20 protein-coding genes are annotated in these 23,026 nt (G+C 39.3%); 7 read left to right on the plus strand and 13 right to left on the minus strand.

Translation table 11 applies throughout. From position 1 onward, the window contains the following. Positions 1–25: 25 nt before the first annotated feature. The gene (locus tag NMG88_RS20030) at positions 26–1,300 is read left to right on the plus strand and encodes an NAD(P)/FAD-dependent oxidoreductase (protein WP_268951677.1); all 1,275 of its coding nucleotides are present in this window, start codon (positions 26–28) and stop codon (positions 1,298–1,300) included. Between the two features lie 68 nt (positions 1,301–1,368). On the opposite strand, the gene asnS is transcribed toward NMG88_RS20030, so the two are convergent. Further along, positions 1,369–2,760, minus strand: a complete 1,392-nt coding sequence (gene asnS / locus NMG88_RS20035; protein WP_227351230.1) for an asparagine--tRNA ligase — start codon at positions 2,758–2,760, stop codon at positions 1,369–1,371. A gap of 383 nt (positions 2,761–3,143) precedes the next feature. After that, complete coding sequence (gene ribE, locus NMG88_RS20040) at positions 3,144–3,866, minus strand: riboflavin synthase (protein WP_026788670.1); 723 nt, start codon at positions 3,864–3,866, stop codon at positions 3,144–3,146. 193 nt (positions 3,867–4,059) lie between these two features. On the opposite strand from ribE, the gene NMG88_RS20045 reads away from it, so the two are divergent. From NMG88_RS20045 to NMG88_RS20060, 4 genes are all read left to right on the plus strand, one after another. Beyond that, a complete protein-coding gene (locus NMG88_RS20045) occupies positions 4,060–4,569 on the plus strand; it encodes a bifunctional nuclease family protein (protein WP_026788671.1) in 510 nt (169 codons plus the stop codon). 69 nt (positions 4,570–4,638) lie between these two features. Then, on the plus strand, positions 4,639–5,766 hold the full coding sequence (locus NMG88_RS20050; RefSeq protein WP_027248931.1) for an aldo/keto reductase: 1,128 nt from the start codon (positions 4,639–4,641) through the stop codon (positions 5,764–5,766). 50 nt (positions 5,767–5,816) lie between these two features. Continuing rightward, on the plus strand, positions 5,817–6,332 hold the full coding sequence (locus NMG88_RS20055; protein ID WP_027254349.1) for a hypothetical protein: 516 nt from the start codon (positions 5,817–5,819) through the stop codon (positions 6,330–6,332). 96 nt (positions 6,333–6,428) lie between these two features. Further along, positions 6,429–7,010, plus strand: a complete 582-nt coding sequence (locus NMG88_RS20060) for a Uma2 family endonuclease (protein WP_042156292.1) — start codon at positions 6,429–6,431, stop codon at positions 7,008–7,010. A gap of 40 nt (positions 7,011–7,050) precedes the next feature. On the opposite strand, the gene NMG88_RS20065 is transcribed toward NMG88_RS20060, so the two are convergent. The 7 genes from NMG88_RS20065 to NMG88_RS20095 form a co-directional block, all read right to left on the minus strand. Further along, entirely contained in the window at positions 7,051–8,703 is a 1,653-nt protein-coding gene (locus NMG88_RS20065) for a DUF6930 domain-containing protein (protein WP_254035738.1), read from the minus strand. 235 nt (positions 8,704–8,938) lie between these two features. Then, a complete protein-coding gene (locus NMG88_RS20070) occupies positions 8,939–11,044 on the minus strand; it encodes a phospholipase effector Tle1 domain-containing protein (RefSeq protein ID WP_227351232.1) in 2,106 nt (701 codons plus the stop codon). Between the two features lie 85 nt (positions 11,045–11,129). Then, positions 11,130–14,273: a transglutaminase family protein gene (locus NMG88_RS20075; RefSeq protein WP_254035739.1), complete on the minus strand. Its 3,144-nt coding sequence runs from the start codon at positions 14,271–14,273 to the stop codon at positions 11,130–11,132. Between the two features lie 80 nt (positions 14,274–14,353). After that, positions 14,354–14,875 carry a zinc ribbon domain-containing protein gene (locus NMG88_RS20080; RefSeq protein ID WP_026797016.1) on the minus strand — a complete coding sequence of 174 codons (522 nt, stop codon included), beginning with the start codon at positions 14,873–14,875 and terminating at the stop codon, positions 14,354–14,356. A gap of 108 nt (positions 14,876–14,983) precedes the next feature. Continuing rightward, the gene (locus NMG88_RS20085; RefSeq protein WP_042156298.1) at positions 14,984–15,349 is read right to left on the minus strand and encodes a hypothetical protein; all 366 of its coding nucleotides are present in this window, start codon (positions 15,347–15,349) and stop codon (positions 14,984–14,986) included. Positions 15,350–15,434: 85 nt separating this feature from the next. Continuing rightward, the gene (gene tilS / locus NMG88_RS20090; protein WP_254035740.1) at positions 15,435–16,451 is read right to left on the minus strand and encodes a tRNA lysidine(34) synthetase TilS; all 1,017 of its coding nucleotides are present in this window, start codon (positions 16,449–16,451) and stop codon (positions 15,435–15,437) included. A 268-nt stretch (positions 16,452–16,719) separates the two neighbouring features. After that, positions 16,720–17,238: a hypothetical protein gene (locus NMG88_RS20095; protein WP_042156300.1), complete on the minus strand. Its 519-nt coding sequence runs from the start codon at positions 17,236–17,238 to the stop codon at positions 16,720–16,722. Between the two features lie 166 nt (positions 17,239–17,404). Between NMG88_RS20095 and NMG88_RS20100 the strand changes: the two genes are divergently transcribed. Further along, positions 17,405–18,397, plus strand: coding sequence for an aspartate carbamoyltransferase catalytic subunit (locus NMG88_RS20100; RefSeq protein WP_026797019.1), 993 nt, complete (start codon positions 17,405–17,407; stop codon positions 18,395–18,397). A gap of 186 nt (positions 18,398–18,583) precedes the next feature. Here the strand turns inward: NMG88_RS20100 and NMG88_RS20105 are convergent, their stop codons facing one another. Beyond that, entirely contained in the window at positions 18,584–19,180 is a 597-nt protein-coding gene (locus NMG88_RS20105) for a pseudouridine synthase (protein ID WP_235753092.1), read from the minus strand. Positions 19,181–19,417: 237 nt separating this feature from the next. Between NMG88_RS20105 and recA the strand changes: the two genes are divergently transcribed. Further along, the gene (gene recA, locus NMG88_RS20110; RefSeq protein WP_254035741.1) at positions 19,418–20,506 is read left to right on the plus strand and encodes a recombinase RecA; all 1,089 of its coding nucleotides are present in this window, start codon (positions 19,418–19,420) and stop codon (positions 20,504–20,506) included. 62 nt (positions 20,507–20,568) lie between these two features. Here the strand turns inward: recA and rnc are convergent, their stop codons facing one another. From rnc to NMG88_RS20125, 3 genes are all read right to left on the minus strand, one after another. Then, complete coding sequence (rnc, locus tag NMG88_RS20115; protein WP_042156307.1) at positions 20,569–21,267, minus strand: ribonuclease III; 699 nt, start codon at positions 21,265–21,267, stop codon at positions 20,569–20,571. Positions 21,268–21,462: 195 nt separating this feature from the next. Beyond that, positions 21,463–21,915, minus strand: coding sequence for an NYN domain-containing protein (locus NMG88_RS20120; RefSeq protein WP_254035742.1), 453 nt, complete (start codon positions 21,913–21,915; stop codon positions 21,463–21,465). Positions 21,916–22,662: 747 nt separating this feature from the next. After that, complete coding sequence (locus tag NMG88_RS20125) at positions 22,663–22,920, minus strand: KGG domain-containing protein (protein WP_036833253.1); 258 nt, start codon at positions 22,918–22,920, stop codon at positions 22,663–22,665. Between the last annotated feature and the right edge of the window lie 106 nt (positions 22,921–23,026).

Consider the following 23,026-nt stretch of genomic DNA (forward strand, 5'->3'; position numbering starts at 1 on the left):
ATCAGTCCAGAAGTCACAAACTATTATGTCTAGTACAACCTCGCAACCTTCAAATTCCGTAACAACTCCGATAACCCGCCATCAAATTGTCATTGTTGGGGGAGGAGCCGGAGGAATTACCGTCGCCGCCCAACTAATGCGGAAAAATTCCAGCCTTGATATTGCCATTATTGAACCCTCGGATAAACATTACTATCAACCCGCTTGGACGTTGGTGGGTGGGGGAGCCTATAATATTGAAGATACAATTAAGGATGAAAAGGACTGTATTCCGGCGGGTGTGAAATGGATTAAAGCTTATGCGGATAAATTTGAACCCGAAAATAATTTAGTGATTACAAAAGATGGTCAACGAATTAATTATCAATACTTAGTAGTTTGTCCGGGGATTCAAATTGATTGGCATTTAGTTGAGGGATTAAAAGATGCGATTGGGAAAAATGGAGTCACCAGTAATTATTCCCTAGAATATGCCCCCTATACTTGGGAATTGTTGAAGAGTTTTAAAGGGGGAAATGCAATTTTTACCTTTCCATCTACACCAATTAAATGTGGAGGAGCCCCCCAAAAAATTATGTATTTAGCCGATGATACTTTCCGCAATAATGGGGTGCGGGAAAAAAGTCGGGTGATGTATTGTACGGCGGTGGCTAAAATGTTCCCAGTTCCGGGCTATTGTGAAGCCTTGGAAAAAGTGGTGGAACGTCGAAATATTGAGGTAAATTATAAGCATAATCTCAAAGCAATTAAACCGGAAACAAAGGAAGCCATTTTTACCGTGACAACGGATAACGGTGTGGAGGAAGTCAGTATTAAGTATGATTTTATTCATGTCACACCGCCCATGAGTTCCCCTGATTTTATTAAGAATAGTCCCTTAGCGGTGCAACCGGGGGGATGGGTAGATGTGAATAAAAATACGTTACAACATAATGTTTATCCGAATGTGTTTGCCTTGGGAGATGCGTCTTCTTTACCTATTTCTAAAACGGCGGCAGCAATTCGGAAACAAGCACCTGCTTTAGTGGAAAATCTTTATGGGTTAATTCATGCTCAAAAACTAACGGGAAGTTATGATGGTTATACCTGTTGTCCGTTAATTACGGGTTACGGAAAAACGATTATGGCGGAGTTTACCTACGAGAATAAACCCGACTCTAGTTTTCCTTTTGATCCTACCGAAGAACGTTATATTATGTGGTTAGCCAAGCTTTATGTTTTACCTTGGTTATATTGGAATCGGATGTTAAAAGGTGCGCCATTTGAAGCGGAACGTTTGAAGAAGTTAACCGGAAAATAACGTAGTAAGCCCTTTAGGGCTTCCATAGACAGTTGACTATTAACAGTCAACCGTCAACCATTAACTCTTTAAAACTCAATGGTTTGTGGGGCTCTGGGGAAGGGAATTACATCCCGAATATTCCCCATTCCCGTCATAAATTGTACCACACGATCAAATCCTAATCCGAATCCCGCATGGGGGACGGTTCCATATTTCCGTAATTCCAAATACCACCATAATTCCTCTGGGTTTATTCCCAAGGTTTTCATCCGATTTTCTAACATTTCTAACCGTTCTTCCCGTTGGGAACCTCCGACAATTTCCCCAATTTTAGGAGCTAAAACATCCATCGCTCTAACGGTTTTTCCATCCTCATTTAAGCGCATATAAAAGGCTTTAATTTCTTTGGGATAGTCCGTAACAATTGTCGGCTTTTTAAAGTATTCTTCCGCTAAATAACGTTCATGTTCTGATTGTAAATCTAAACCCCAACTGACGGGATATTCAAACTGTTTATCCGCTTTTTCTAAAATTGCGATCGCTTCGGTATAAGTAATTCGTCCAAACTCATTATTAATAATATTATGAGCCGTTTCTAATACCGATTTATCAATCCTTTCATTAAAAAAATCCATATCTTCAGGACATTTTTCTAATACCGATTTAAAGATATGTTTTAAGAAATCTTCGGCTAAATCCATATCCCCTTCTAAATCACAAAAAGCCATTTCTGGTTCAATCATCCAAAATTCCGCTAAATGGCGAGAAGTATTAGAATTTTCCGCCCGAAATGTCGGCCCAAAAGTATAAACATTCCCAAACGCCATCGCCATAATTTCTGCTTCTAATTGCCCACTTACGGTTAAATAAGCAGGTTTTCCAAAGAAGTCTTGATCGTAATCAACCTGTTGAGATTCAGTTAGGGGAATATCCTTTAATTTAAAGTTAGTTACACTAAACATTTCCCCCGCTCCTTCACAATCACTACCAGTAATAATAGGAGTATGAACCCATAAAAAACCCCGTTCTTGGAAGAATTGATGTACCGCCGAAGCACAGGCATTTCTAACTCGAAAAACTGCCCCCAAGGTATTAGTCCGGGCGCGTAAATGCCCAATTTCGCGGAGAAATTCAAAGGAATGACGTTTTTTTTGTAAAGGATAGGTTTCGGCGTCTGCTTCCCCATAAACTTTGACATCAGATGCTTTTAATTCTATCCGTTGTCCCTTGGCGGGAGACTCTACTAATACCCCGGAAATTTCCACCGAGGCACCTGTATTTAGTTGTTTTAAAATATTCCCATAGTCGGCTAAATCGGGATTTAATACCACTTGCAAATTAGCCAAAGCTGAACCATCATTGACTTCTACAAAGGTAAATTCTTTCAATTCCCGTTTGGTTCTGACCCAACCCTGAACCGTTACGGTTTCGTTAAGTTTACCCGTTCTCAAAAGTTGAATAATTCTGCTCACTGTCATGGTTTTATCCTTTTGGCTACTATTATATAGTAATCCTAAATAGGTTGTAACATTTTAATACTGACATCAAACAGCCAGAAGTATTATCCCAGATCTCTCCCCCCCGTGCACGGGGGGTTTGGGGGGGCTGTTCCCTTTTGATCAGGGATTTTAAACACAACTCAAATAGGATTGCTATATAGTAATCCTAAATAGGTTGTAACATTTTAATACTGACATCAAACAGCCAGAAGTATTATCCCAGATCCCTAGCCCCCCGTGCACGGAGGGTTTGGGGGGGCTGTTCCCTTTTGCCCAGGACTTTTGAACACAACTCAAATAGGATTGCTATATTATTCCTAGATTAGCGAAAAATGGAGCGAGCGCCACTAAAATAACATTAATTAACTAAATCCATGTTCAGCTAAAAACTCTGGGGTAATTTCTGTTAAGGTGGAAATTGCTGGGATATTATCATAACTTTCAACATAATTCAAGTTTCCTTTGAGATAACTTTGGAGAAATTTCCCGACATATTTTCCTAAAATATCTGCTTCAATATTAACCCAACTTCCCGGTTGTAAATAGCGTAAATTGGTTTCTTGATAACTATGGGGAATAACCGCCACTTGAAACCAATTACCGTCAAGATCACAATCAGAAATTGTTAAACTAATTCCATTGACTGCAATACTTCCTTTTGGCACAATATAAGGAGCAATTTGACGCCGCCAAATATTGGCGTCACTAACAGGAGCGCCAAACCGCATTTCCCAAGAAGTTGCTGTCGAAGTAACGGACTGGAGACACCCGACTCCATCAATATGACCCGTAACAAAATGTCCCCCTAACTTACTTCCGGCTCTTAGGGACGTTTCTAAGTTAAAATAACCTTCTAAACTCTGTCCCAGTTTTGTCCGGTTTAAGGTTTCAGGAGACGCCGTGGCGATAAACCCTTTATCCCGAATTTCTACCACCGTCAGACAAACTCCATCCACTGCTACACTATCACCGATGGCTAAATCCTTTAAAATTAAGTCCACATCCCCCAAGACGCAACTAATTTGGAATTGATCTTGTCCTAGAGGTTGAAGGGTTGCCAGCGCTTGAATAAGTCCTGTAAACATAGAGCAGTTAGTTGTTAAAGGTTGAGGTGTTCAGGGTTGAGGTGTTCACGGTTAACGGTTAATACCTCAACAGCTAAAATCCAATGTCGATTCCGACAAAAATCAAGGCATACTGGAATAGAGTTGGTATAAGTATCTATGGCTTAACCACTGAGCTTGTCGGGAATATTTGATAGAGAGGCTAATAAACGTAATGATTGAAATGAAAGTCGCTGGAATTGCACTCGACGCGGCTACACGCAGCCCGATTATTCTACTGCGAGATGCGGTCGAGAGACGTGCTTTACCGATTTATGTTGGCCAGGATCAAGCCAAATCGATCCTCGGTGCTTTAGAAAATCATAAACCACCCCGACCCCTGACCCATGATCTATTTGTTAATCTTCTCGAAACTTGGGATATGACCCTGGAAAAGATTATCATTCATTCCTTGCAAGATAGCACGTTTTATGCTGTGTTAATTGTCCGTCAAGGAGAAATTAGGAAGGAAATTGATGCTCGTCCTAGTGATGCAATTGCTATTGCTTTACGCACCGATAGCTCAATTTGGGTTATGGAAGAAGTCATTGCAGATGCTTCTATTCCTGTGGATAGGGATGCGGATGAAGCAGAAAGACGAGCGTTTCGAGACTTTATCTCTAACTTGAGTCCTTCGGATTTAATCAAACGTTCAGAACTGAATAAAACCGATGAAACACAATAGGAGAGTCGGGGGAGAAGTCCGTCCTCACTTGCTAACAAGAAAGAACAGTTAATCATCAATATATCAATAATGCGTTATAGACGGTTTGGCAAAACGAACCTAGATTTTTCTGTATTTTCTTTGGGTACAATGCGTTATTTGGTATCTTCAGAAAATGCCTATTTAACAATCAAAAAAGCGATTTCTCTGGGGATAAATCATATTGAAACCGCACAGGGTTATGGTGAAAGTGAATCTTTTTTAGGGGCGGCAATATTAGGGGGTTTGTCAATAGAGCGATCGCAATTTTATATTACGACTAAAATCACCCCCGATTCTAACCCAGATGTGTTAGAAAAAAAAATTGATCAATCCCTAAAACGCCTAAATTTAGATTATCTCGACTGTCTAGCAATTCATGGAATTAACACCAGAGAACACCTAGAACAAACCCTTCAAGGACTATCAGGAGTTGAAAAAGCGATCGCCGATGGTCGAGTACATCATTTAGGGTTTTCAACTCATGCTCCCCTAGAGGTAATTTTATCGGCAATTCAAACAGATTTATTTCAATTTGTCAATCTGCATTATTACTATTTTTTTCAAAAAAATGCGATCGCCATTGAGTTAGCTGCTCAAAAAGATATGGGAATTTTTATTATTTCTCCGGCGGATAAAGGTGGACAACTTTATTCTCCTCCAGAAACCTTAAAAAACCTCTGTGATCCGATTTCTCCCCTAATATTAAATTACCGATTCTTATTAAATGATTCCCGAATTACAACTTTAAGTGTAGGGGCGACGACCCCCGAAGAATTAGAATTAGATCACCCTTTAAAAGTAGCCGACCAAGAAATTGAATTAACCCCAGAAGAAATCGCTATTTTTCAACAATTAGAAACCCAAAAAATAGAACGTTTAGGAATAACAAAATGTAGTCAATGTGATCAATGTTTACCCTGTCCAGAACAGATTAATATTCCCGAAGTCTTACGATTAAGAAATTTAGCCCTGGCTTACGATATGATCGAATTTGGAAAATATCGTTATCAAATGTTTGAAAATGCCGGTCATTGGTTTCCAGGTAATAAAGCAAATCGTTGTAACGACTGTGGCGACTGTTTACCCCGTTGTCCTGAACAATTAGACATTCCTACCTTATTAAAACAGACCCACGAACTTCTCAAAGGTACAGAAAGAAAACGACTTTGGGAATAGAAATTATCTTCCTTCGTGTCTTTGTGGTTAACTTAATCCTATCATAATTTATGAATTTAATCAATAAACTAGCTAAAGTTTTTATCTGTATCTTGATTTTTAATAGTTTAATTTATCCAGTACGATCGCAAACATCTCCAGAAATTTCCCTGAATAAACCGACAAAATCCTGTTTTTCAGAAGATGCTGTTTTACCCTTTCCTCCTGTCTCTCAAACCGAACCTAGTATCCCTAATCTTTGGTTAGCTGAAAAACTCTATGAAGACAAAGTTATGAAAACTTGGTATATTGAAAATAATGTTGTGCAACTTTCACCTAATATTTATTTAGATGCTCTTATAACATTAGTAGTAGACCGAGAAAAATGGAATGCACAACAGTATTTAGGACAATATGTATTGGTAAATAGATTTGCGACCGTAGCTCAAAGTTATGGTTATAATTTGCGAGTTTGTAACCTTCAAGGAGATTTACTTGGCTATTATTACTGTGATTTTACCAGATATCCTTTAGACTGTAAGGTTAAAATTAGATCTACTGGTTTAAGAAGAAGGGATTTTAAATAATTGTTTAAACCTAGAAGGTGAAATATTTTCTTCCGATGTTCCCTGTTCCCTAATATATCTTTGCTATAAACTTAAACGATTAGGAGTCAAATAATTATGATTGCTCAAACTGAAACAAAAATCTACACTCCTGAAGAATACCTAGAACTAGAAATTGTCTGTGAAACTCGCAACGAATATCGCAATGGAGAAATTATTCCTATGACTGGTGGAACACCTCAACACAACAAAATTAGCGGAAATCTCTATATTATTTTAAGCCTTGCTCTGAAACGTAAACCTTATGAAACTTTCCATGTTGATCAACGGCTGTGGATTCCAACTATTAACATCTATACCTATCCTGATATTATGGTACTGCAAAAGCCCATAGAACTGCAAATCGGACGAAAAGATACAGTGATTAATCCTGTTTTTATCGCCGAAATTCTATCTAAATCTACCCAGAATTATGACCGTAGCGAAAAATTTGCCACCTATCGAACTATCCCAACTTTTAAAGAATATTTATTAGTGGATCAATATCGGATTCATGTTGAACATTATGTTAAAACTGGTGTGAATCAATGGACATTTTCAGAATATGATGATCCGAATATTACTTTATCTTTAAATACCCTGGAATTACAAATATTAATTGCTGATCTTTATGAAAATATTGATTTTATCAATTCCTAATAGAATGATTCCCCCCTTTTTTAGTTGAGGGGGAATCTTTTTAAAAATCTGCTGGAATTAACTGTAATCGGCCTAAATCTAAATCCTCAGAAGGAATAAAATGGACTTCCAATAAAGCCATCATATCCTTAAATTGGGGTTGACCTCGGGAAGCACCCGTTAATCCCATAGCAATAATTAAACCACACCAACCCTTGGTTTCTTTACAGCGTTGTTCCCATTTTTTCCGGGCTTCTTGATGCACCGGATCATCTTCAATAAACTCCCCAAATAAATGTAAATCTCCATCTTCTGTTTTAAGAATTCCCAAGTCATAATTGCAGCCCCGAGTCGGATCTTCACCCGGATTAAAACAAATTCCTTCGAGTCCGCCCGCATCTTGTAAACTGCGAATTAATACCTCAGCTTTCGGTTTAGTAGTTTGAATCACAACCACTGGTAAACCATCGCCAGCTTCTGTAATTTCTGTTTCTGCGGCTTGATGAAATTGGGTATTACTTCGCAAATATTTAGCAGTTTTCCAGGGGATAACTCCCAAACTCAAGAAAGACTTGGGCGGGACTAAATCATCGCGTAACCGAGGAACATCGACGTCCATGTCCTCATCATCATCTTCGTCATCATCCGCCACCATTGACCCCAACTCCGAAGCAATATCGGGTAAAGTTTCCACCTTTACCGAGACCTGTTTTTTCTCCCCATCGGGCAAATCTACCGGAATCCGATACCGACGGTTTAGACGAGGAAACTCATATCGGGCTAATTTTTGACGATGATCCCGTAAAAAGCGATGTAAGGCTTCTAAAGCAATTAAAACAGTCGCCGCTTCTTCATCATACAAAATTGAACGCAATCCTTCTAAGGGATGAAGATTACCAAAATTGGGCTCGATTTCCGATGGGGATAAATTAGTGATACTGACAAAATCATCATCATCCTCGTCCTCATCTTCATCAAAACCATCGGTGCGATCAAAAGTAACAAATAAACAGTCCTGAGTTAAAAAAGCTTCCTCTAAATTTTCATAGGATTTATTGCGAATAATTCTTTCTCGAAACCGTCTTAACGAGTCCAAAGAACGATACAACAATACCCCATAATCCATTCCCAGTTTACCCAAAGTGGAAATATATAAGGTATTAACACCAAATAGGTTTAATTCAACTGAAATAATCTGATGATCTCCTAAATGTTCCCAAGGAGCATCTTGCCAAATTTGATAGGCTTTTTCCGTCACCACTTTTGCATATTGAGCTGGGAGTTGGGGCGGGCGGCTCTGGGCCACTTCCTGTAACCCTCGAAAAATTTCATCAATCAGAGGTAAATCCGGGACATATTCAATGACAATATCTAAATCTTGGAGAACCCCCCGCAGAAAAAATTGAATTTCCCGATCTTTGACCACTATTTTTTGGGGACGGGCCACGGGCGCGGAACTTTGGGGATGTTCGATGGCCCTGAGTAGTGTCCTTACAATTGCTTCTGGCCCCATATCTGATGCCACCATATCCATTGCTCGCACCATCCCCTGAGATCCATCTACCCAAATAATACATTCGCCCGTAGCTTCGGAGTCTGTGTCGGTAGTAGGACTGGCATCGGTTGCCATTGGACGCCGATCTCCTTCCCACACACTGGGAATTTGGGGTAAATTTTTGAGCCTACGGACGGTTGAGTGATTGAGAGTTGCCATCAAATTAATCTTAATCTTGGGGTAGTTTCACCAGTTTCGATGGTGCCACACAACGAATAGCTTAAACTCGCCATGTTGTAATGCAATGCTGTATCCATCTTATAGGAAAAATCCCAGAAAAATCCGTCGCTTTAGGACAGTCCATGGCAAAATCCTACACTCTGTCTTTACCAAGGACTACCCACGATTGTAAACCCTGACCAAACACTGTAGTTTGAAAAATTAATTAAGGGTATCAAAATTCGTTGTCAATTCTATTTGATGATTCGGTTTCAATCAAATCCTTGAGCATCGGATTAAGATTTTTGGGTCGATAATCGGGATCGGCGTTAAGTCGTTTGATAACACTATGATGAATAATAATTTCAGAAGATTTTGGCGATCGCCATTCCTCACCACCCAGAGAATAAACGCCAGTAAGACTATTATCAAATTTAGCCGTTATATCTGGCTTAATCTGGAATTCTTCACTTTCATTTTCAGGGAAACAAAACTCTAATCCTAACTTTTTAGCTTGGTTTATCATCCATTCTAAAGGATAATCCGATAGTCCCTGATATTCTTTAATTCCCCCACCGATACAGTTATGTTCACCAGAAAACCAGACTTCTTTAACTATTTGGTCAGGATTTTTTTCATTTCTCTCCATGACAGCTAAAGGAAAATTTTTGGATTTCTCATCAATGGCAACTGCATGAAAAGCATTTTCTACAATGGGACTTAATCTATTATCAAAAAATTCATATCTCTGATTCCATGGTTTGGCAATTGGTAGCCAAGGGGTTAAATCAGGAATACCTAATTTTCCTACTGTATCCCAACAGCCTAACATTTTAATTGGTACACGATACTGTAGATAGTCTTTTTCGGTATCAATTTTTTTGGAATTTTCTTCACGGAATTTTTGAGCTTTTGGATGATTGGGACTAATTTTTACATCTCGATAAAGCTGATAGGCTTTAGGAATTTCCCGAATCTTGGAACGTTTTAACAAACCACACTTATGGATCATACCCACTAAAGAGCGAACGATGTAGGCTCCACGACTAAAACCCATGAGGTAGATTTCGTCCTGGGCATCTACGTTATAGTTCATACATAAAAAGCGATAGGTTTCTTGAATAATTCTGTCAATTCCCCATCCAAAAGCACCTTCGCCTAAACGTTTGATTAAATTATCTAAATTATCTTCTTCTTCTGTGCCATATCCTGGTAAATAAAAGACAATTTGCGGTGTTTGATCGTCGGCTGCATATTTAACTGATCGGGCAAATTTGATCACATTATTTGGATAGAAACTGGCGGGTTGATTCCAAGTTCCATCACAGCAAATCACTAATCGTTTTTTCTGAATGCCAGAATAAAGTTGATTGGATTCTAGTGTTTCATCATTAGAGATTTGTTCAATAATTATGGGTTGAGTTGATTCTGAAATCGGTTCTAAGATTTCCGATTCTGATGTTAGCTCATCGGTAATAATCGGTTCCGAGGTTTCTAATATTGGTTCTAAGATTTCCGATTCTGATATTAGCTCATCGGTAATAATCGGTTCCGAGGTTTCTAATATTGGTTCTAAGATTTCCGATTCTGATACAGGTTCATTAGTGGTCATAGGTTGACTAGATTTTTTAGTTTTAGTTCTGGTTTTAATTTTATTTTTAATCCTGGGAGTTTGTTCAATTTTTTTGGCAGGTAATTTCTCTAATTTCCAACTTGTTCCATAAATTATGCCATCGTTAGTATAGCTGGTTTTGTCATTAACATCCCCATTTAGAGGTAAATAGGCTAATAATCCTAGTTCATCACCGACTAAACGCCGATTCATGTCCTGTTTAATTTCTTCTTGGGTGCGAGCTTGATTCCAAATATAAAATTCAGCCAGGGAACCCTTCCAATGATGAGAACTATTGACAGAAGAACCAATGACCAGTTTTTTGATCCCCGTTAATGGTCTATTATGCCCGTTCCCTCGATGCCAGACTCCTCCATTCCGATAAATGTACATTCGCCCGGTGGTGGAATTTTTCACAAAAGCCCAATGAGTCCACCCATTATATTCTCTGAGTCTCACGGTTTTATCAATGCGATCAAACCCATCCTGATTTCCGGCGTCCCAAAAAATCCGAGTATCTGTTTCATCCCACCAAGGCAAACTAATTTGTAAGACCCGAGTATTTTGATTATTATAAGCCTCAAGAATACTGGTTTGTTCGGTCAAACTGTTTCCGCCCTTAGCCCAAAATTCGATAGTGATGGCTTTGTCCAGGTCGGGAAAACTTTTAGATAACTCTATGTGGTCACTGATACCATCAAAAACTAGGACTGATTTTTGTTCAGACATTAATTTTATCCTAATAAAATTATTAAAGGGTTCTGCACGGGTTTTAAGATATTTTACCTTTGTTTTACCTGTTTTTCTTGCATCATCAAGGAATTTGGCGTAAATCTAAGGTTAATGGATATTCAGGATTTAATTTTAAATGGGCAACTTTAATCAATCCAGATGTGTGACCCATGGCTACAAATCGTTCTAACATTCGACTTTCTGCTTCTCGATGATTAATCGGAAATTGTTGATATATTTTACCATTGGGAGGACTCACAAAATAAGTACAACCCCCAATGGAACGGTTTGACTCAGTATCAACAATATCAAAAATTAAGGGATCATGGGGATCAATAGCAGGATGCAATAAAGAAGTATAGCGTCGCGCCCGAAACCTTACCGCACCGACATATTCCCCTGGATTTCCAGTGGATTTTAACGGAATGGGACGACCCTGACAAGTAACAATATATCGAGCCGAATAACTATCAATATTAGCAGAATTTCCTAAAGCATTTCTTAATATAATTTGTACCCTTTCCATGGAGGAATCTACATAACGGGCCGTACTTCCTGACGAGCTTTCTTCTCCTAAAACGTGCCAAGGTTCAATTCCATGACGCAGTTCTAATTCTACCCCCTCTTTTGTGATTTCTCCATAACGAGGAAACCGAAATTCAATAAAAGGAGCAAACCAATCAAATTCAAATTCATAACCAACGGTTTTTAAGTCCTCAATAATTGTTTTTAAATCCTCTCCTAAATAATGGGGTAACATAAACCGATCATGTAGAGTTGTTCCCCAACGAATTAATGAATGGGTATAGGGTTTTTCCCAGAACCAGGCTACTAATGCCCGAATTAATAACATTTGTAATAGGTTCATCTGGGGATGGGGAGGCATGGCAAAAGCGCGAAATTCTAATAATCCTAATTGATTTTTAGGGTTTTCAATTGGGTATAATTTATCAACACAAAAAGCTGAACGATGGGTATTTCCAGTAATATCAACTAATAGGTTTCTTAATAAACGATCTACTAATTTAGGAGCAATATTGGCTTGATATTCCAACTGTTGAAAGGCAATTTCTAACTCATATAAACTTTCATGTCTAGCTTCATCCACCCGGGGAGCTTGACTGGTTGGCCCGACAAATAAATCACAGAATAAAAACGATAAACAGGGGTGATTTTGCCAATAGGTAATTAAACTTCTTAATAAATCGGGACGACGTAATAACGGGCTATCATAAACAGTTTTTCCGCCTATGGTAACATGGGCACCTCCCCCGGTAGGAATTCGTCGTCCATCTAATAGATATTTTTCCGTTCCTAAACGGGATAATCTGGCTTCTTCATATAAAATATTTGTAATTTCGACTAATTCTTGCCAGTTAGAGGCGGGATGAATATTAACCTCAATTACTCCCGGGTCTGGGGTAATTTGAAAGCCGATAATTCCTGTATTTACTGGGGGTGTATATCCTTCTATTAGCACTGAATATTGAAGTTGGGCAGTGGTATTTTCAATGGCTGTAATTAAATCTACAAAACTCCGAGGAGAGGAAATTGGAGGTAAGAAAACGTGAATTTTTCCCTGTCTAACTTCCACACTTAAAGCCACCCTAATTGAATTAATTGGAGATTCTAAGGGTTCAAAATTCGGAATAATTGGCGAATGAGTTAAGGGAATAATTGCTTCTGGTTCAAGTTGATCATTTTGCCAATCTAAAGAACTTAAAGGTAAGCGAAATCCTATCGGTAAATTTCCAGTTAAAAGTTCTATTTTGTTGGGAGTAGAAAGTCGCCATTGGCAACTACTCCAATGAATATTTTCTGCTTTTTTAACTGATAAAATAGGTAGTGTATATCCAGATATAATATTAGAATTTAGTTCGTAAGCTGAAATAATAAAATCGGATTTAACTCCTAAATTTTTAGCTAAAGATTCAATAAAAATTTGGGCATTTTTTGAGGTATAATTATTGTTTTTATCCTCCTGAGCATAGAGTTCTCGATTATGCCATAAAGGGATTCCATCTGTTCTCCAATAACACCCTAAAGTCCAACGGGGCAAGGCTTCACCTGGATAAGATTTTCCTAATCCATAATGAAGTAATCCACCTTTATGAGCAAATTTAGCTTCTAATCTATTCAGCAGTTGCCAAGCAATTTTGCGTTTTTCTTCTCCTAATGCTGTAACGCGCCATTGGGAAGATTCAAAATCATCAATTGAAACAAATGTTGGTTCCCCACCCATAGTTAAACCGACATTTAAACGTTGTAAATTATCTTCAACTATTTCGCCTAAATAATTAATTTGTTGCCATTGTTCTTGATTATAAGGTTTAGTAACTCTAGGGATTTCGTGATAGCGAGAAACTGTTACTGAAAAGTCTAGTTTCGACTCGCAAGGTTCAAAAGTTCCCTGGACTGGACTGGCATCTTGGGGGTCAGCCACACAAACTAAAGGAATATGACCTTCAGCAGTAATTAAACCTGATGTGGGGTCAAGTCCTATCCAACCTGCACCCGGAATATAAACCTCAGCCCAGGCGTGTAAATCAGCATTATCATAAACTGGCCCTGGCAACCCATCCAAGGGGGGAATATCATTAGTAAGTTGAATTAAATATCCCGAAACAAATCGAGCCGCTAATCCATAATGGCGTAAAATTTGAACTAATAACCATCCCGTATCTCGACAGGAACCGATTTTTTTCTCCAGGGTTTCTTCACAGGTTTGGATACCAGGTTCTAATCTGATTTGATATTGGATATCTTGAGCTAGTTTTTGAATTAAATCCAGTAAAAAATTAGAAGTATAAATATCCTGTTGACGATGAATTTCTACCCAATTTTTTAGTAATTCTCCCGATTCCGCAATCTCTAAAAATGGACTAAGTTCTTTTGCTAGACGGGGTTCATATTCAAAATGATAGTGAGTAGCGTAGCTTTCAATTAAAAAATTAAAGGGATTAATTGGTTGAATTTGGGCAATTAAATCAACTTCAATTTTAAGATAATCTGTGGTTTGGGGAAAGTTAACCTTAGCCAAAAAATTGCCATAATGATCCTGTAACCAGGTTAGTTGATAGTCAGAGGGGGAAATATTCAGAGCATAACTCAATATCGGTGTCCGACAATGGGAAGCAGGACGCAAGCCAATGGTCTGAGGGCCAAGAATTACCGGACGTTCAAATTGATAGGAAATCTGATGGTTAAGACTAACTTTAATAGACATTTTTTAGATATATTAGATATACAATATTAGCTAACGAATAAAAACTGTTAACTGATGACTCTTAACTGATGACTGATTACTTACAATTGATGACCACAATTAGAACAAAATCGGTCTTCCGGTTTTACCGATGTCCCACATTGACTACAAAAAGACTTAGGATTCTCCTCCGATGAACCCGACCCCATTCGCATAGACATCGGGTTCATATTCATCTGCATATCCCCCATTTTTAGGTTCATGGGTTTCATGGGTTCCATTTTCATCGGTTCCATCGGTTTTAATGGAGAAACAGATACCCTCGTGACTTCCTGAACCGTGAGTTGTTGAGAATCAGTCACAGAGGGCATTTCACCCAGAATACTAACGCTAGTCCCTTGAATTTGTAGGCTTCTTTCCCCCTGTTCGGATATGACTTTGAGTACCAGACCATAAGGAGTCTGGAACACCTGGGGGGGTGAACTCCAAACTCCGGTTGTAAAACTGCTACTCGCTTGTTGCTGTTGTCCAGGGCCACTGCTAATGAGGGTGACAACAGTTTGTGCGCCCTGATTTTCTAAATAAACGCTTTGACCTGTCCCTAGCTCGCATACATAGGCCATAGGAAGGCTCCTTTGTCAACTCTATAGTGCTATTTTGCATTGTAGGGTCGAGTTTCTCAAAGGATAGGGTTTCTTAACAATTGTATTAGGAATGACCCAAGCCAAACGTTATTGATATGTGTATTCTTCACCGCTACAAATCTTTTCTCCGGTGTCCACTGATTCAGTACCATCTTCAAAGACAGCCCGAAAGTCATAGTTACAATCTTCTCGACCATCATCTATCTTAATAGTTATACTGTCGCCAGGGTTAAGAACATCAACGCCAAGAATATCATCTTCCCAATCTGAGGTACTGGGAGGGGAAGCATAAAATTCTGTCATCACTTTATCAGTCCCATTGATCAATTTAAAAGTTACAGCCTCCGATTGTGCGATCGCTTTTGAATTTGTTAAGCTGATTCCTGGTACCAATATTGCTGTCGCTAGTAACAGAGTAGAAAGACATTTATTTTTACCAAACTGACTAATCATTACAGGTTCCTCACCAAACAATGGAATTGCTATAGAACTATATTTACCTTGATGAATGGTTTTGTCAAGAGGGCGGAATTTAAGTCTAATTTGATGTCAGACTAAAGATGATCCACTCCCCATCAACAATTGCAATCGCCCCCCCAGGAAAAGGGTCAGTTTGGGTACGATTTGGAGCACTAATTAAGGCAGTTAATTTTTCAATTTGTTCAAAATTAGCAGATTTTTGCATAACTTTTTGTAAGACTTTCCGACTCACTCGACGTTTTAGAGCTTCATGGGTTGGGCGCAGGGCTAAACGATTTATTTTTAATCGATCTTGACTGCCATTTTCCCAAAATACCACCTGTTGAAATAGGGTTTCTGTCAGTTCTTCTAAATAGTCTACTTCCGATCGCAATAATTCTGCGGTTTGGGCTAGATGAGATTCGACTTGGGGGTTAAAATGGGTTTGTAAATAGGGTAAAAGTTCTTGGCGAATTCGGTTACGAGCATAATGTAAATCATTATTGGTAATATCTAGCCAAATCTTTAGGGCTTTTTCTTGACAAAAATGCCCTGTTTGTTCCCTAGTAATATCTAATAAAGGACGAACTAAAATTATCGAATTTGTTGATATAGAATCCAGAGGACGTTGCCAAGTTAAGGCTTGTAAACCATCGGCGCCACTACCTCGAATTAAGTTATAAAGTAGAGTTTCAGCCCGATCGCTTTTGGTATGACCTGTAACAATATAAGCATAATTATTGCTTTGAGCAATTTCAGTTAAAACCTGATAACGCCATTCCCTAGCTGCGGCTTCTGTAGCGGGAATAATATCGGCGGTTTCTCGATAAAAGGGAATTTGCCAACTATCAGCTAATTGTTCAATATAATCGGTATTGGCTTGAGAATCAGAACGCCAACGATGATCACAATTAACCATAGCAATTTGCCAATGCCATTTGGGTTGTAAATCTAATAATAATCTAATTAAACATAAGGAATCCTGTCCCCCCGATACCGCCACTAATAAACGTTTAGATCGAGGTAAAATATTGCGATCGCGTAGGGTACGATGGAGTTGGGTATGTAATAGAGTCCATTCGGAAAGATTAGACATGATTATTCGTAAAAGCAGGGAATAGGGAATAGGGAATAGGGAATAGGGAATAGGGAATAGGGAATAGGGAATAGGGAATAGCCCCCCCAAACCCCCCGTGCACGGAGGAGCCCCCCCAAACCCCCCGTGCACGGAGGAGCCCCCCCAAACCCCCCGTGCACGGAGGAGCCCCCCCAAACCCCCCGTGCACGGGGGGCTAGGGGGGAGGGAACAGGGTAGAGGATTTGTAATTAATTTTTTTAGGTACTTACCCAAATTTAGATGGCTTTTATAACGTAATTTCTTCTCCTTGTTCGGTAAAAATTACCTCATTAATTTGCCAATTAGAATTACCAATAATTGTTTTTCTCAAACTCCCAAACAAGGCTAACTGTTCACAACTAGACAAGGAACTAAACGTTCGATCCGCATTGGTAGGAACGCGAAAATCAATCGTCACAACCTGTTTTTCTGGATCTACATTTACCCGATAATTAAAAGTAAAATCCGAACTACTTTGTTGTGCTAAAACCTCTGTGATCGCCCTTTCTAAAGCCTGTTTTTTGGGAACCGTAATTTGTCGAGGAACTAACTCAGAACATTGAGTATCCACCTGATAAATGGTCACGGGAACCGTGTCAGCATTGGAAATAGCTTGTTTTTGAGGTTCAGAGGTCGGTTGAGGGGAAACGGTGGCTGTAGGCGTCGGTGAGGTTTCAGTTTCTACCTCCGGGGTACTACAACTACTTAAGCTAAGAATAGTAACACCAAGGATACAAGCGGTCAAAAAGGATTGGATACTGTTCATAGTTCAAAAGGTATTCTAAAAATAACTATTAGTTTATTGTTCAAGCCTTGAGGTTTATTTCCGCTTTGAACGATCACCCAGTATAATTAAATATTGGATCAAAATTCCGATGATTTTAAACCTCAAATTTTGATTCCAAAATCCTATAATTGCTAATTATTTGACAATGGCTACTGCTCCCTGGACTCGCCGCCATATTTTATCCCTAGCTGACTTTACGGCGACGGAATATAATAACATTTTACAAACCGCCACTAGCTTTCGAGAAGTCTTAGGACGTCGCACCAAAAAAGTCCCCGCCCTCCAAGGTCAAGTGGTCGCCAATTTATTTTTTGAGCCCTCAACCCGGACTCGGAATAGCTTTGAACTCGCCGCCAAAAGACTATCAGCAGATACCTTAAATTTTGCTCCGGGGACTTCCTCCCTAACCAAAGGAGAAACCATTCTCGACACCGCTAAAACCTATTTAGCCATGGGGACGGATATGATGGTAATTCGTCATAAACAGGCTGGAGTTCCCTTTGCGATCGCCGCAGAATTAGACCGTTTAAATGCAAAAGTAGCGGTTTTAAATGCGGGCGATGGTCAACACGAACACCCATCCCAAGCACTATTAGATTTATTCACAATTTGCCGAATTCTTGACCCAGACAACCCTCAAATTGAACAATTAAATGGCAAAAAAATAGCCATTGTCGGAGACATTTTACATTCTCGGGTCGCCCGTTCTAATATTTGGAGTTTAACCGCTACCCAAGCGGAATTACACTTAGCCGCTCCCCCGACTTTACTCCCAGAATTATTTGCTGAATTTGGCAAAAATCGCCCCGGAAAACTATTTTTACATTGGAATTTAGATGAAGCTTTGGAAAATGCCGATTTTGTCATGACTTTGCGCTTACAAAAAGAACGGATGACCGCCCATTTATTACCCAGTTTACGCGAATATCATCAATTATTTGGTCTGACCCACGAACGCTTAAAAGCCTGTAAACCAAATGTGAAAATATTGCATCCTGGGCCAGTAAATCGAGGGGTAGAATTAAGTTCTGAATTAATGGATGATCCCGAATTGAGTTTAATTTCCCAACAAGTAACCAGTGGAATTGCAGTTAGAATGGCACTATTATATTTAATTGGAGGGGGAAAACCTAATTAATTATTATGGAATTTTTATTAAGTACCTAAACAAAATTAATTACACATCCTTTACCCTGTTCCCTCCCCCCCTAGCCCCCCGTGCACGGGGGGTTTGGGGGGGCTACCCCGTGCACGGGGGGTTTGGGGGGCTGTTCCCTGTTCCCTCCCCCTTCTATCAACTAGGTAATTTATTTTGTGCAACTACTTAATAATTTCCTAATATTTGCCTTAATTGTTTCAATTCAACCTCGGTTAAATCTCGCCATTCACCGGGTGCGAGTCCTGTTAAACTTAAATGGGCGATCGCAACTCTAACTAACCGTAATGTTGGAAACCCCAGCGCCGCCGTCATCTTCCTGACTTGACGGTTACGACCTTCAGTTAAGGTTAATTCCAACCAAGCCGTAGGGACGGTTTTCCGAAACCGAATCGGAGGCTCACGAGGAGATAAACTGGGTTCAGTAGAAAGTAGTTTAACCTGGGCGGGTTTTGTCCGATAATCTGATAATTGTACCCCCTGAGTTAACTGTTGTAACACCGTTTCATCTGGTATTTTTTCCACCTGTACCCAATAGGTTCGTTGATGGGCAAATTTAGGATCAATTAAGCGATGTTTCACAAAATTATCATCAGTTAAAAGTAACAATCCTTCACTATCTCGATCTAACCTTCCCACAGAATAAACTAAAGGAATAGAAATAAAATCCTTCAGGGTTTTACGAGTAGTATTGGTGGGATCATAATCCGTAAACTGACTCAAAACATCATAGGGTTTATAAAATAAAATATAGCGATAAGACATATAAAAATGACATAATTGTTATTATTATATTGACGAAAACATCAATTTCTCTTATAATGGGGATAAATTCCCTGAGAGCTTGGGCAGACAAACTGCAAAAAATTGTTAAGCTCGTCGATATCCGGGGATATCCATAATAGTCAGAACCCCAGCATAACTGCTACCATACCAGTTATGCACACTAGCGGCTAGTATGGCTAGGATGTCAAAATTAACCGTTACTTAAAATTACAGCGAATGGCTAAAGATACTAAAGATAATTCTAGTTCTGAAAAGAAAAAAGCTCTAACCCTTGTTTTAAACCAAATTGAGAAAAGCTTTGGCAAAGGGGCCATTGTTCGGTTAGGGGATTCCACCCGCATGAAAGTGGAAACCATTCCCAGTGGTGCATTAACCCTAGACCTAGCCTTGGGGGGCGGTTTACCCAAGGGACGGGTAATTGAAATCTATGGGCCAGAAAGTTCGGGTAAAACCACCTTAGCCCTCCACGCAATCGCCGAAGTCCAAAAAGCCGGAGGAGTAGCCGCCTTTGTCGATGCCGAACACGCCCTAGATCCCAGCTATGCGGCTGTCCTAGGGGTGGATACGGAAAATTTACTGGTTTCTCAACCGGACACCGGAGAAATGGGCTTAGAGGTGGTGGATCAACTGGTACGGTCTGTGGCCGTTGATATTATTGTAATTGACTCCGTGGCTGCCCTAGTTCCCCGGGCTGAAATTGAGGGGGACATGGGGGACTCCCACATGGGTTTACAAGCTCGGTTAATGAGTCAGGCGTTACGCAAAATTACGGGAAATATTGGTAAGTCGAATTGTACTGTTATTTTCCTCAACCAATTACGTCAAAAAATTGGTGTTGTCTATGGAAACCCCGAAACTACAACCGGGGGGAATGCCTTAAAATTCTATGCCTCTGTACGTTTAGATATTCGTCGAATTCAAACCTTAAAACGGGGAACGGATGAATACGGAATTAGGGCTAAAGTTAAGGTAGCTAAAAATAAAATTGCCCCTCCTTTCCGTATTGCAGAATTTGATATTATTTTTGGAAAAGGCATTTCTACTTTAGGCTGTTTAATTGATTTAGCCGAAGAAACCGGGGTATTAAAACGCAAAGGAGCTTGGTATAGTTACAACGGCGATAATATTGGTCAGGGACGGGATAAAACCCTCACCTATTTAGAAGAAAATGCCACCTTAGCTAAAGAAATTGAACAAAAAGTTAGAGGGGCTTTAGATAGTGGGGCTGTGGTTTCAGCTAATTCTGTCATCCAGGTAGATAGCCATGATGATGAGGATATTGATGCCAGTTCAGAAGAAGAATAACCCTATGTAGTAAGCCCTAAAGGGCTTAGAGTCCTAAAGGGCTCAGAGTCCTAAAGGACTCACTACAATAGACCCAATTTTTGCAGCGCCACTTCGGCGGCTTTTTTTTCCCCATCCTGTTTCCGCTTCCCTTTTCCATAGCCATATACCTTATCCCTAACCCGGACTTCAATACAAAATTCCTTAGCATGATCTGGCCCAGATTCTCCGATCACATAATATTTCGGGTTTTCACCAGATTTTTCTAAGGCCCATTGTTGAAAGCGGTTTTTACAATCAATTAAGGTTTGAGGGGTGGTTTCCGACTGGGGAAAAACCATTTCATTCGCCACAGCAGAAAATAACGGATGTATGAACTCTCGCACAGCGTCAATATGGGTATCTAAATAATAGGCTCCAATATAGGCTTCAAAGGCATCACTAAGTAAGGAAGGGTTGGTGCGTCCACCGTCTCGAATTGCCCCTTTTCCTAACCGTAATAACTCCCCTAAATTAAATTGTACTGCAAATTTAGCCAGTTGTTTTTCATCAACCAACACAGACCGTAAACGGGTCATATTTGCCTCACTCATTTTAGTCATATCTTCGGGATAGCGCTTTTTAAATAGCAATTCTCCCACTAAAAATCCTAGGACGGCATCCCCTAAAAATTCTAATCTTTCATTGTCTTCTCCAGCATTAGGATGTTCATTCAAATAGGAGCGATGGGTTAATGCTTGTAATCGCAATTGTTCGTTTTTGATCTCTGGTAATTTGGTCATAAGCTGTTAAGTATCTAAATTAGTTATTGTTAAATCGTAAAGCCTGTATATTGCAAACTTCTCTTGCTACAGCATACGGTTTAAATGCTTAACAGCTTAATCATATCCTATTCATGCGATCGCAATTTTTCTCAACTTAGACTAAAATCAATTCTCCATTACAATCTTGAATAATTCCCTCCTGAATTACCGCCTTTACAAATTTGCTGAATTTAGAATTTCGATGAATTCATCAATATGATAAGCATAATCAACGGCTTTTTTTAATTCTTCAGCAACATTATTCATCCAAATCAATATTACTGATATTCCTGATTCCTTTAGATACTGAACTAAGGATAAAAAATCTCCATCTCCTGTTATTAGAACTACAGTTCTAATGCTTGGATCTGATAAAATATGCTTCTTACAGTCTTGAATAATACGGTGATCAACCGCATTGTTTCCTGGAAAAATATTAATCATTTCAATTCCTATCTCAGAAAGAGTTTGTTCAAATGGCTTTTTTTCGTCTTTCCAATAAGCGTAAGCATTGCTAATCAATAAATTGCCTGTTTGAATTAACCATTGATAGAAGTGTTTAATTTTGCTAGAAGAAGTTTTACCGTTTTGAACATCCCAATAAAGGGCTGTATGAGTTGTCATCATTGATTTTCAGTGTTATTTTTAATTAAACACCCAGCATTAATCAAGTTTTGAATTCTAACCCTTCAGACCCTTTTACCTGAATTAAGACCTATTAGAAATTTCCGAGTCCAAATACAGAACTCCAAAACCAGCACTTTCAGCAAAGTGTCCAAAGGATTGAATTAAAACCCTTAGTTTTGATTGTGTTTGGCTAAAGTCTCAGGTATCGGAATCAGGAATATAGCAGCAGGCAACATAGAGAGGACAAGGCACAAGTGTAAAACGCTTAACAATTAAGGATCACAGCCATCATCAATGTCCTAACTGCATTACCAACTGCTATATTCCTGATTCCGATAGATGAGACAGAAGTCAATTTTCCACTCAAACCTATTACTAGGTGACTCCACTATAATCAAGCCATCCGAAAATGTCAAGTATTTTTTTTGCTATTTTTAGGTTAGGGCGGATAATTTAAAACTCCAACAGGGGATAAATCACTCTGTCGGAGTCTAAAAACCTGCTATAAGAGTTCAACCTGCATAATACCTTCGCCAAAAAGTTTAACTATATCCTCCTTAATATCTTCCTTTGTGTCTTGGTGTCTTTGTGGTTCTTTCTACAGGAAAAATAACGAAGGTATTGCTCACAAACACAGGGTTGATCCCAGGAAAAACCCCACTTTGTAAGATCGATCGCCAACAGAAATAGTTTTTTGTTAAAAAACTCAGATTTTATTACAGTTTACTAAAACATCCTTCCCTGAGATTAGGGATTTTCGTCAGTATTGTTTTCATTTTCTTTATCTTTTTTATGGCTATTCTTGCCACCTTTGCGTCCAATGGCTGCCATGTGTTCACGATTTTGGCTGACCGCTTTACCGCCTTTGCGTCCAGCTTCTCTGGCTTCTTCGGAAGTAAATTCATGAGCGCGTCCCGATTCATGGGCTGCTTTACCGCCTTTACTAGCAATTTCCCGTTGCTTTTCTTGATCCATTGAAGCAAATCCACGTTTTTCCGTAGCCATGATTTTCTCCTTATTTTTTATTAATTGGCTAAACACTACTGTATCTGTGTGATTAAGATTAACCTTCTACCAGAAGATAGACTTAACCTTTTTCACCAATAAACCG

The sequence above is a fragment of the Planktothrix agardhii genome, assembly GCF_904830935.1.
In the GTDB taxonomy this organism is placed as follows: Bacteria; Cyanobacteriota; Cyanobacteriia; order Cyanobacteriales; family Microcoleaceae; genus Planktothrix; species Planktothrix agardhii.

Excerpts from the sequence above, each read along its gene's own strand:
- NMG88_RS20095 (WP_042156300.1), bottom strand. The coding sequence starts at position 17,238 with ATGAACAGTATCCAATCCTTTTTGACCGCTTGTATCCTTGGTGTTACT.
- tilS (WP_254035740.1), bottom strand. The coding sequence starts at position 16,451 with ATGTCTAATCTTTCCGAATGGACTCTATTACATACCCAACTCCATCGT.
- NMG88_RS20105 (WP_235753092.1), bottom strand. The coding sequence starts at position 19,180 with ATGTCTTATCGCTATATTTTATTTTATAAACCCTATGATGTTTTGAGT.
- NMG88_RS20085 (WP_042156298.1), bottom strand. The coding sequence starts at position 15,349 with ATGATTAGTCAGTTTGGTAAAAATAAATGTCTTTCTACTCTGTTACTA.
- NMG88_RS20065 (WP_254035738.1), bottom strand. The coding sequence starts at position 8,703 with ATGGCAACTCTCAATCACTCAACCGTCCGTAGGCTCAAAAATTTACCC.
- rnc (WP_042156307.1), bottom strand. The coding sequence starts at position 21,267 with ATGACCAAATTACCAGAGATCAAAAACGAACAATTGCGATTACAAGCA.
- NMG88_RS20080 (WP_026797016.1), bottom strand. The coding sequence starts at position 14,875 with ATGGCCTATGTATGCGAGCTAGGGACAGGTCAAAGCGTTTATTTAGAA.
- asnS (WP_227351230.1), bottom strand. The coding sequence starts at position 2,760 with ATGACAGTGAGCAGAATTATTCAACTTTTGAGAACGGGTAAACTTAAC.
- ribE (WP_026788670.1), bottom strand. The coding sequence starts at position 3,866 with ATGTTTACAGGACTTATTCAAGCGCTGGCAACCCTTCAACCTCTAGGA.
- NMG88_RS20045 (WP_026788671.1), top strand. The coding sequence starts at position 4,060 with ATGATTGAAATGAAAGTCGCTGGAATTGCACTCGACGCGGCTACACGC.
- recA (WP_254035741.1), top strand. The coding sequence starts at position 19,418 with ATGGCTAAAGATACTAAAGATAATTCTAGTTCTGAAAAGAAAAAAGCT.
- NMG88_RS20075 (WP_254035739.1), bottom strand. The coding sequence starts at position 14,273 with ATGTCTATTAAAGTTAGTCTTAACCATCAGATTTCCTATCAATTTGAA.
- NMG88_RS20070 (WP_227351232.1), bottom strand. The coding sequence starts at position 11,044 with ATGTCTGAACAAAAATCAGTCCTAGTTTTTGATGGTATCAGTGACCAC.
- NMG88_RS20055 (WP_027254349.1), top strand. The coding sequence starts at position 5,817 with ATGAATTTAATCAATAAACTAGCTAAAGTTTTTATCTGTATCTTGATT.
- NMG88_RS20125 (WP_036833253.1), bottom strand. The coding sequence starts at position 22,920 with ATGGCTACGGAAAAACGTGGATTTGCTTCAATGGATCAAGAAAAGCAA.
- NMG88_RS20120 (WP_254035742.1), bottom strand. The coding sequence starts at position 21,915 with ATGATGACAACTCATACAGCCCTTTATTGGGATGTTCAAAACGGTAAA.
- NMG88_RS20100 (WP_026797019.1), top strand. The coding sequence starts at position 17,405 with ATGGCTACTGCTCCCTGGACTCGCCGCCATATTTTATCCCTAGCTGAC.
- NMG88_RS20060 (WP_042156292.1), top strand. The coding sequence starts at position 6,429 with ATGATTGCTCAAACTGAAACAAAAATCTACACTCCTGAAGAATACCTA.
- NMG88_RS20030 (WP_268951677.1), top strand. The coding sequence starts at position 26 with ATGTCTAGTACAACCTCGCAACCTTCAAATTCCGTAACAACTCCGATA.
- NMG88_RS20050 (WP_027248931.1), top strand. The coding sequence starts at position 4,639 with ATGCGTTATAGACGGTTTGGCAAAACGAACCTAGATTTTTCTGTATTT.